Origin of the sequence: Coprococcus sp. AF102-57, assembly GCF_027686195.1 — a bacterium.
GTDB classification, from domain to species: domain Bacteria; phylum Bacillota; class Clostridia; order Lachnospirales; family Lachnospiraceae; genus Allocoprococcus; species Allocoprococcus comes.
Genome location: NZ_JAQCSY010000024.1, coordinates 40,461 through 50,070, shown reverse-complemented (window position 1 = coordinate 50,070; position 9,610 = coordinate 40,461). Strand labels below are relative to the sequence as shown.

General features: G+C 43.6%; 8 protein-coding genes. 1 reads left to right on the top strand and 7 read right to left on the bottom strand.

The features are described from left to right. Positions 1-338: 338 nt before the first annotated feature. The 5 genes from pcp to PGZ10_RS13810 form a co-directional block, all read right to left on the bottom strand. Complete coding sequence (pcp, locus tag PGZ10_RS13830) at positions 339-983, bottom strand: pyroglutamyl-peptidase I (protein WP_117559045.1); 645 nt, start codon at positions 981-983, stop codon at positions 339-341. A gap of 23 nt (positions 984-1,006) precedes the next feature. Beyond that, positions 1,007-1,996 (bottom strand): peptidase, encoded by a 990-nt coding sequence (locus tag PGZ10_RS13825; protein ID WP_243002857.1) that lies wholly within the window; start codon positions 1,994-1,996, stop codon positions 1,007-1,009. 109 nt (positions 1,997-2,105) lie between these two features. Then, complete coding sequence (locus PGZ10_RS13820; RefSeq protein WP_117824486.1) at positions 2,106-3,059, bottom strand: DUF979 domain-containing protein; 954 nt, start codon at positions 3,057-3,059, stop codon at positions 2,106-2,108. A 14-nt stretch (positions 3,060-3,073) separates the two neighbouring features. Continuing rightward, on the bottom strand, positions 3,074-3,766 hold the full coding sequence (locus PGZ10_RS13815) for a 5-oxoproline transporter, DUF969 family subunit (RefSeq protein WP_117824487.1): 693 nt from the start codon (positions 3,764-3,766) through the stop codon (positions 3,074-3,076). Between the two features lie 33 nt (positions 3,767-3,799). After that, complete coding sequence (locus PGZ10_RS13810) at positions 3,800-7,075, bottom strand: M14 family metallopeptidase (protein ID WP_270541672.1); 3,276 nt, start codon at positions 7,073-7,075, stop codon at positions 3,800-3,802. Between the two features lie 239 nt (positions 7,076-7,314). Between PGZ10_RS13810 and PGZ10_RS13805 the strand changes: the two genes are divergently transcribed. Beyond that, the gene (locus PGZ10_RS13805) at positions 7,315-7,902 is read left to right on the top strand and encodes a TetR/AcrR family transcriptional regulator (protein ID WP_173826290.1); all 588 of its coding nucleotides are present in this window, start codon (positions 7,315-7,317) and stop codon (positions 7,900-7,902) included. 501 nt (positions 7,903-8,403) lie between these two features. Here PGZ10_RS13805 and PGZ10_RS13800 read toward each other — a convergent pair. Both PGZ10_RS13800 and PGZ10_RS13795 read right to left on the bottom strand, forming a co-directional pair. Beyond that, a complete protein-coding gene (locus PGZ10_RS13800) occupies positions 8,404-8,637 on the bottom strand; it encodes a hypothetical protein (RefSeq protein WP_008368971.1) in 234 nt (77 codons plus the stop codon). Between the two features lie 150 nt (positions 8,638-8,787). Next, on the bottom strand, positions 8,788-9,609 hold the full coding sequence (locus tag PGZ10_RS13795) for a CvfB family protein (protein WP_008368973.1): 822 nt from the start codon (positions 9,607-9,609) through the stop codon (positions 8,788-8,790). Position 9,610: the final 1 nt, after the last annotated feature.

Sequence of the window (9,610 nt, the reverse complement as noted above, 5' to 3'; positions counted from 1 at the left end):
CCTTGACTTTTTATTTGCAGGCTATTTTTACGATAATCTTTTCCCCACTAGATTTTTTTCTTCACCTTCTTAATCAACTTGTTTTTTGAAAAAAGCTCTCTCCGTTCATAAAATTGTTCATTTTTCTTATTTCCGCTTCGACTTTCTTTATGCATATTATACATAACATTCCTGCCCGTGACAAATCAATTCTTTTTCTTTATAATAGAATTTCTTAATATATAATGAACGTCCATTTTCATTAAGCAACATGAAATTATATTTTCAATAGAATTTTTACAAAAAAACCGCCGCATCAGCTTCATTCTGACACAGCGGTACTTTTTTCTTTCATAAAACTAGTGAGTAGTTCCCATAGCCTCTTTTACATCTTCTGTATTATTCACTACAGCTTCAACACAATATTCCAGAGACTTTGCGATTGTCTCAAGCGGCATACTTGCCATTCCGTTCGCCTTATCTACAACCTGATCGCAAGCATATGGTACATGGATAAATCCGGCACGGATGTTAGTGTATTTGGTTGCACACATATGCAGTACATTGTACATTACACAGTTGCATACGTAGGTTCCTGCCGTGAAAGATACATGGCATGGAAGTCCGTGAGCACGTACATTCTGAACCATTGCATTTACCGGAATTGTTGCAAAGTATCCGGTTGGACCGTCTGCCTGAAGTGGCTCATCAAGTGGCTGGTCACCTGCATTGTCCGGAATCCGGGCATCTGCAAGGTTGATTCCTACTTTTTCTACAGTGACGCAGGAACGTCCGCCTGCCTGACCTACATTGATCACTATATCCGGGTTATGTTCTTTGATTGCCGCTTCAACTGCCGGTGCACTTTTCTTGAATTCTGTAGGGATCTCTACATATACGATCTCGGCCCCCGCAATTGTTGACGGAAGAAGCTTGATTGCCTCGAATGCCGGGTTTACGCTTTCTCCTCCAAATGGATCAAATCCTGTTAATAAAACCTTCATGTTAATTTCCTCCTTTATATCTCTTAGTATAACACAGGCTCCGGGATAATAACCTTCCCCTGCTGCATAATCTGTCGGTTGTCCGTGTAGATATCCGGTTCCATACATACCAGATCAAAATGCCCTTTGGCGTTCTGAATACCTCCAAGAGCAATATTACGCCCAAGTCCTACATGGAATGTCCCATAAGCAGATTCATCTTCAATATAGCAGTTTCCAAGGCATTGTGAGCATGAATTAAGCCCGATTCCGAGTTCCCCCGCAATATAGATCCGAGAATCCTGATAATCTTCCATGTATTTTTTCAACCGAATACCGGTCGGAGTCTCTTCAATCTCCGTAATCCGTCCGCCTTTAAATAAAATCCTTGTCGGTTCCTCTGCGCGACCAATATATCCCAGAGAACCGTCAAGCACCATCACACCTTCTGTCTTTGTCTCCTCGATCGGGACATAGACCTCAATACTGGAAGAAGAATATCCCTTTCCATCCTTTAGAACTCCGTTAAAAAATCCCGGATCTCTGCCCACTTTGTAGAACATCATATCCGTTCCTGCCGGAGTTGTCACACGGACTTTTTCTGAATACTTGAGATATTTGATAAATGCCTTTGCCATCAGCCGGCTCTTCTTCGTATCCATCGTCAGGAAATCGTATTCCAGAAAAGATCTTCCGTCATTGGTTGCCAGTGGCAGGGACAGAAATTTCTTGTGTCTTTGTATCGCACGCTTTGCGGCTTTCGTTGTCACCAGCGAATACTCTGTCGCCGCGATAATTGCCGTATAAGGATCAAAAACTGCTTCATTATCATCAAAAAAGATTCCCACATGGCGCCCCTTGTTCTCGACAAGCAGTGTATTCACTGACCGTGCTTTTCCGGAAGCCTCTTTTTCCATTGCTTTTGCTTCTGCAAGATATTCCTTCGATGTCACGATCAGTACTTTGTCCCACGCCCTTACTTTTACCCATTCGTGAATAATGATCCGGGCACCCCGTTCCATATTCGGTGTCATATGTCCCTCTTCTTTCTCCATACCAAAAACTAGAATAAGCTTACGAATTCTAAGGCCATTATTTTCTGCTTTTCCAGTGAAATAATGACCTTAGCTACTTATGTCTTATTTACTTTAATACTATCATATAACAGATCTGGAACACAAGCATAATAATTGCAACCAGAACCTGTTTTTTGATTACGCCCCAACGGTCCTTCATATTCAGGATCGCTACCGGCAGGATATTGAAGTTTGCTGCCATTGGTGTAAGCAGAGTTCCACAGTATCCACATGTAAGTGCGAGCATACCGATCACTACCGGATTGGCACCGTAAGCAAGTACGAATGGTGCACCGATACCAACGGTCATAACAGTGATCGCTGCAAATGCATTTCCCATGATCATAGTAAAGAGTACCATACCGATCGCATATACGATGATACCAATGTTTACATTTCCCTTCGGAACGATCTTTTCAACAAGCTGTGCGACAACATCGCCGACTCCTGCTGCTGTAAATACACCACCAAGGCATCCGAGTAACTGTGGAAGCATACTGAGTGGTCCTGTAATCCCGAGGAATCTTTCCGAATCCTTTAAGAATACTACCGGTTTATTCTGTTTTGAATCGTAAGCAATCAGTAAGATCATTGCAACAACGACACCAAGTGTGATTGCGACCATTGAACTCATGTTACTGAATAATGCAAAGAACAGGGAGCATACAGCTACGGAGAATGCCGGGATGAAAATTTTCATACCGATCTTCTTAAACTGCTGTTCTGTATGTTCTTTTGTCGGATTATCGACTTTGCCGATTTTAACCTTCTTAAAGATCGGCGGCAGGCACATGATCAGAACAAGGGCACCGGAAACTTTTGCCGGCAGCCATGTACCGAATCCACATACGATACCGAAAGAGCACCAGAAAACAGCGGTTCCGACTCTTGACGGATTCTCTTTGTCCAGAAGGTTCTTGATTCCTGCATAAATTGTGATCAGTCCAATAATGAGCCATACTACATTCAGTCCGTTGGCATTAAACGAATCACCGATCTGTATAAATTTTAAATTACTCATCTGTCTTCCTCCCTCTACTTCTTAGTATCTGCTGATTTCCCGTAATATTTCTTCATCAGTCGGTTGTCTTTCACGATAACAAAAATGCAAGAAACAGCCAGTGCGACTAATGCTACCGGGATTTCAACTGCGGCAAGGTCGATCAGTTCTACTTCATATCCAAGACCAGCAAGTGTTGTCTGTACAAGGATTCCACCTGCTCCACCTACGAACAGTACCTGGAAGAAGAACCATGTGAAGTTCTGCATTGCAACGGAAAGTCCTTTTGCCTCGTCCACGTGATCCTCATTTGCTTTGCCAAATTTGTTGGTGATCGCACCTTCTTCCATCGGAAGAAGTACCGGACGGATAAATCCGGCTACACCACCGAAACTGACATTAAATGCTCCAAACAGTGCATTCAGAATACCATATACAGCAACCAGTTTACCTGCTGTCGCACTCTTAACCTTTCTGATCAGGTTTGCGGCTGCTTCACGCAGACCGTTTCTTTCAAGAGTACCTGTAACAAGCAGAATCATGATAAAAATCGCCATACTTCTGTTCGCTACAAAGTTTGTACCGATTGTTTCCAGTAGTCCGCCCACTCCAAGTCCTCCAACAATCCCTGTTGTAATAAGGGCCAGGAAAATGATGAGGATTGAATCCAGTTTCAGCGCGAATCCAACGATTACGATCAACACGCCAAGTAATTTGATGAGTTCCATACCTAACTCCTCCTTTAGAAAAATATTAAAAAGTTATTTATTTTTTCCAGTCACTTTGACAATCATCGGACGCTGTCTTATGTAACTGGTCAAAATCTGTCCATCCTGCTCTTCCAGATGACATTCCATCACATGCACTGCTTCCATCAACATCCGGATAGTCGCCTCGTCATGTGCCACATGAGCCCTTGCACACAAATTCAGGTATTCACCCTGTGCGGTCTCATCTGCAACCTCGCTAGTATAAGCAACCGTTGTGATCCACGGAAAACGGATCGACGGATAACGATGGTTTGGATCTGCCGCGAACGGGATCCAGTAGTTGATCATTTCTTTATAATAGTTTGCCGGGAACAATTTCGGCATCCATGCATGTGCATATTTTTCAAACTGAGCACTCCATTCACGGTTCAATTCTCTCATCTCCGGATACTCGGCAATCTTGTCTGCAATCACATCTTCCATTACCTTATTGACCGGGTAATTGTCCTTGTACTCTGGATTGGTCACATACCAGAAATAACCATAAAGCAGAGATCTCGGAAGCCAGAAGCCTTTGTAAGACGGGGAGGTATAACCTGAAAACTGCTGCTCCCATTCATGGCTCGGTACTCCGTGATTGTCCACGATCATATCCGGGACATACCGGTCATAAATACGGGTTAATCCCATCGCCTCGCTGTGGATCGTATCCTGCTGGAAATGTTCATAGTAGAACTCTTTTCCAAGCGAATTAAATCTTGCCACATGGAATTTCCAGGTTGGATGCTCTTTCTGCAATTCATAATGGATTGCCGCACCATCCACATTTTCCATCGGAACGATCACCAGATTCAGTTTATCCGGTAAATCTTTGTAAACATCTTCTGTCAGCAGCTTCTTGATCAGGATAAATGCTGCATTTGTCGAAGATACTTCATTTGCATGATGTCTTGCATTGATCATCTCGCCAGGAATTCTTGATATACGCTTCGTCATGGACAGATAGCCTTCGTATTCCGGTTTGATCCATACTGCATAGAGTTCACGTCCTGTATAAGATACCGCAGTCCGGAACACTTCGATTCCAGGAACCTGCTTCAATTCTTCGATGATCTCACGGTAAGTATCATATCCGATCAGTTCATGCTCATGCAGGTCAATCTCTTCAATCCGTTTCGTCTTTGGTTTTTCTTCTCTTTCCGGTGTAAGTGCTACATACTGTATCTCGCCCTGCTCACTTTCAAACAAAAGCTTCGTACCTGCTGCAACACTTTCACACTCTGCTAGTACACCCTTTGACCACAATGTTGAGTAAGTGTGTAATACATTAGATTGTACCCCATTTGTGCGGATATGGAAAGTAAAATTATCATTTTCCCATGAAATAGCACGAATCCATGCATCTGCTTCTTCCCGTTTTCTCTGTAAAAGAACCGTTTTTCCATCTTTTACAATGCATGCTTCTTCTTTTAACGGCTCGGTCAGTGTCACTTTAAATACCGGTCTGCCTTCTTTTTCATGGATCACCGGAAGGATCAGTCCCGGCGCATCCAGCATGACATCTGCTTTCTTCACACCGTAATTTTTAAAATAGTCGCTTCCGACAAAATACATATCTTCATGCAAAGCATCCAGTGAAGAGATCAGATCCTCTCTTGATCCGGTCGCATAGTCCGGTTCACTTGCGGTCACGTCCAGACGCAGTTCATGGAAGAACGGCTGCAGGTCTGCGGAAATCTTTCCGCCTGTCTTTTCCTCAATATATCGTCTGCAATCCGGAAGAACTTCCTTCTGGTAAACATCCCAGATCTCTTCCATATCGGTACGGACGGTCTGATAAAATACTTCCTGTCCGTCAATCTCTGCTTTTACATAACCGGTTGCCGGATGAACCTTTCCCATCTGCGGATATTCATCCATATATGGTCTTTCCGACCAGACTGCTTTGTAAGTATCCTCACAGCAGACCTTTTCGTCCTTGATCCCCTTGCAGAGATAAGTGATATCTTCTTCGCCTTCATAAGCTTTGAAAATGACTTTATCTCTTTCAATTCCAAGCTCTTTTACCAGAATATCTTCTACCGGATACAGTTCCTGCAGATAGCGGATCGGAAGATCATACCACTTGTCCGGAGTGTCTGCATTCAGATTGTGATAGGACGGGGTTGCACCGTTCTCATCCAGCCAGTCTGTCTGACCTTCCGGCAGGAACGGTTTGAAATAAATCTCAACCTGATCTGCCTGCGCTTCCTTCATCACCGGAAGCATCTCTTCAACGATCCAGGAATATCCCTGTTTGTATGCACAGATAACAGAGGTATCCTCAGGCTTGGCACCTAACATCTGGATTCTGTCTTCGATTTTTTCTTTTATCTTCTGGCGTACTTTTATATTTTCACTTACCGCACCGGTAATCTTTACCTTGCTTCCTTTCCTAATCTGCGGATAAACCTTTTCTTCCAGAAGTTTTTCAAAAACTTCCACTTCCCACGGAAGCTCATACACCTTCTCGTACATCTTCTGTCCGGATTTGTAATTATATATCTTTGCATCCCCGGCTTCTTTTTTCTGTGTATCATTCCAGAGCGGAGATCCGTACACTTCGTATTCTCCTGTCTGCTCTTTCTGCATCGCTTTCAAAGCTGCAAGCTGTCCATCTGCGCTGCGCAGTACAAAGTCATCCACCATATCCATCAGCAGGTCTTTCCAGCTTCTCTGACCATTGATCTGTGGAAATTCCATACAGAGGCTGGAGGTAAATGCAATTAGTTCCTCTCCGTCACCGCGAAGAGATACTTTTACACTTTCTCCTTCTTTTTCCCGTACAAGCTCTGTCTGCTCTGCTTTTTCCAGAACGAGCCGGTTGCCTGTATAAGCTGCATCTGCCGTAATATTTCCTTTATATCCGGTTGTCTCCATACCAAAACGCCATGCCAGGTTACATGCTGCAACGAGCATCGCATCATCTGCATCCTCCGGAAGTACAATCTTCACATCCAACACATCCGGAAGAAGATCCTGATTCTCGTCTTTCAGGAAATCCCCTTTCTGAAGCATCGTCTCCAGCCCTTTTTCCTTACGGAAATCCAGATCAAAGATCGGACCTGTATGCTTTGATGCTGATTCGTACTCTTCCGGCACCTCCCCTGTACTCTTTTTCCACAGGGCTTTCAGCTCTTCCATATTCTTCGGCACCGGAATCTCACCGTCCGCTGTGATCACCGGAAATGTAGCTGTCTCTGTCTGAAATCCCAGAAGCAGTGCCGCTTCAACCGCATAACGCTTCTGTTCTCCTGTCATGCCGGCTGCAAGTTTTAATTTTTCCATCTTACACCTCCAAAAGCACTGTAGTTCGTTTTCGTACTACGGTCTAAAAAGATACTGTATTCCGAACTACGTTCTGCTTTTTATATCCTTCATTCTACTAAAGTGTTCAAATAAAGTCAACCATATTATCCTTATATGGACATTTTCAATAAAATGTATGCAGAAACAAAACATTGCACTCTCCACATCCCTGTGTTACAATAGCTTCAATACTTTTAAGAAGGCAGGAACGATCAATTATGACAACGCACGGCAAACGACATGCAAAACAGGACATCATGGATGCAGCATGGAAGCTGTTCACAGAACAGGGCTATGACGAAACTACGATCGCGCAGATCATCGAACTCTCCGGTAATTCCCGCAGCACCTTTTACCACCATTTTCGTGGAAAAGATGAACTTCTCTTCAGCCTCGCCTATTCCTACGACAGTGACTATGATAGCTGGCTTCAGACCTGCGACCGGACGCTTCCAGCCGCCGATCTGCTGCTCGCCTTCAACCATTTTGTGCTGAATAACCTGGAGCACTCACCATATATGGATCTCTTTGCGTCCCTCTACGGTCTTCAGGTAGCTACTACCGGAACCAGACATATTTTAAACCCGGATCGTAATTATTATAAGATCCTGCGCAAGATCCTTTTCGACGGGATCAAATGTGGAGAACTAAAGTCAGACTACTCCTACGTCGAGCTCTCCCAGATGATCACCTCTGCCCAGATCGGTCTCACCTACTCCTGGTGTCTCACCCAGAGAAGCTTCTCCCTGCTTCAATACGGCGAATCCCTCCTGACACCATTTATTGAATCTTTACGCGTCAACTAACCTAACCCACCCTCAATATAAATACCCTCTCCCATATACCAGGAAACTATCTCTCTATAGTTTCCTGAATTTTTATGTTTAGCAGCCGCCAGGTCTGCGCCCAAAGTCTTGAGGGCGGATTTAGAAAAAGAATAGGTGTGAAGGCACTTATTGTGCAATAGAGATGAGACTCAAAAATTGTGGAAGCCTTTGCTGACACAATTTTCGTTCTCAGAGGCTCATCGGAATGCCCTGCACAATGGACTTCACACCTATTCTTTTTCTAAATCCGCCACACAACCTCCCCCTCGCAGACCGTCTCTCTCCACAATCGAGTAGGCTGACTCCTACTCGATTTGTATACTTTGTACACCATCTCGCTTAACAACTCGATGATGTACATTCGCCAAATGCAGATCCTTGTGCAAGCACAAATCTGCACTTGGCTCATCGTATACACAAAAAAACAGGAACCAAATCACTTTGATTCCTGCTTCTCACTATTCCTGGTATTTATATAAATTAGCCATTGATCATGAAGTTAACCAGTTTATCGATGTCTTCTTTTTCGTATGCAATGATTTCCAGTTCCGGAATCTCTCCGTTAGAGAAAATATTTGCCATAGAAACATACTGAGAAAGTTTAGATTTCAGATTCAGTCTGTCGCCTTCTCCTGTTACAAGTTCTACTTTTCCTTTGCAGCTGTCTACTACTTCAAAAAACTTATCAATGTTTGTAATATTCTGTACCTTCATGATGTACACTCCTTTTCTTTTATCTCTTCCTATCTTTTACACCCTCAATATATACAATTTTTTTTTGAAAATCAAGGGTTTTTTTTTAAATCAGCGTTTTAGGTATTGTGAACAATTTAACAGTCTGTTTTTTGTGCATAATCACAATGTCTATTTCAAAACAATACTGTCCTTACGGATCTCGATCTTACGCTCTTTATACAAATGTCCGACTGCACGCTTGAATGCATTCTTGCTCAGATCAAACTCCGCACGGATCACCTCCGCATCTGCTTTATCGTTAAACGGAAGGACTCCGCCCTTTTCTTCCAGACGCGCCAGTACCAGAAGCGCATCCTTATCCATCTGGATAAATGCTTTCTCACGGACACTTAAATTCAGCTTTCCATCCGGTTTTACTTCTGTCACTCTCGCATGGATCTTCATTCCCGGTCTTAGACTTTTCGGTGCTTCTCTCTTTGGCACAAGCGCAGAATATTTTCCGTCCACTGCAACGAAAGCCCCGAAATTATCACTCACTTCGTAAACGATTCCCTCTACCTGATCATCCTTCTGATAAGGAGAATCACTGGTCAGATACTCATATACCTTCATGGTCGCACAGAGTCTCTGGCTCTTATCAATATAAAGTCCTACCAGACATTCATCCCCCGGTTTCACCTTATAAGTCTGCTCCTTAAATGGCAAGAACAGATCCTTTTCCAGTCCCCAGTCCAGGAAGGCACCGAATTTGCCAACCTGCGCTACCTTCAGGATTGCACTTTCCCCCAGTGTAAGCTTCGGTTCATTTACCGTTGCGATCAGACGGTCAGAAGAATCCTTATACAAAAACACCTCAATCGGATCGCCCGGTTCGATTCCTGCCGGAACCTGCTTCTTCGGAAGAAGAACCTTTTCTCTGTCATCTCCCAGATATACTCCGAAATCAACTACCTTTACTACCGTAAGCATCTGTTTTTTCCCTAATTCCATC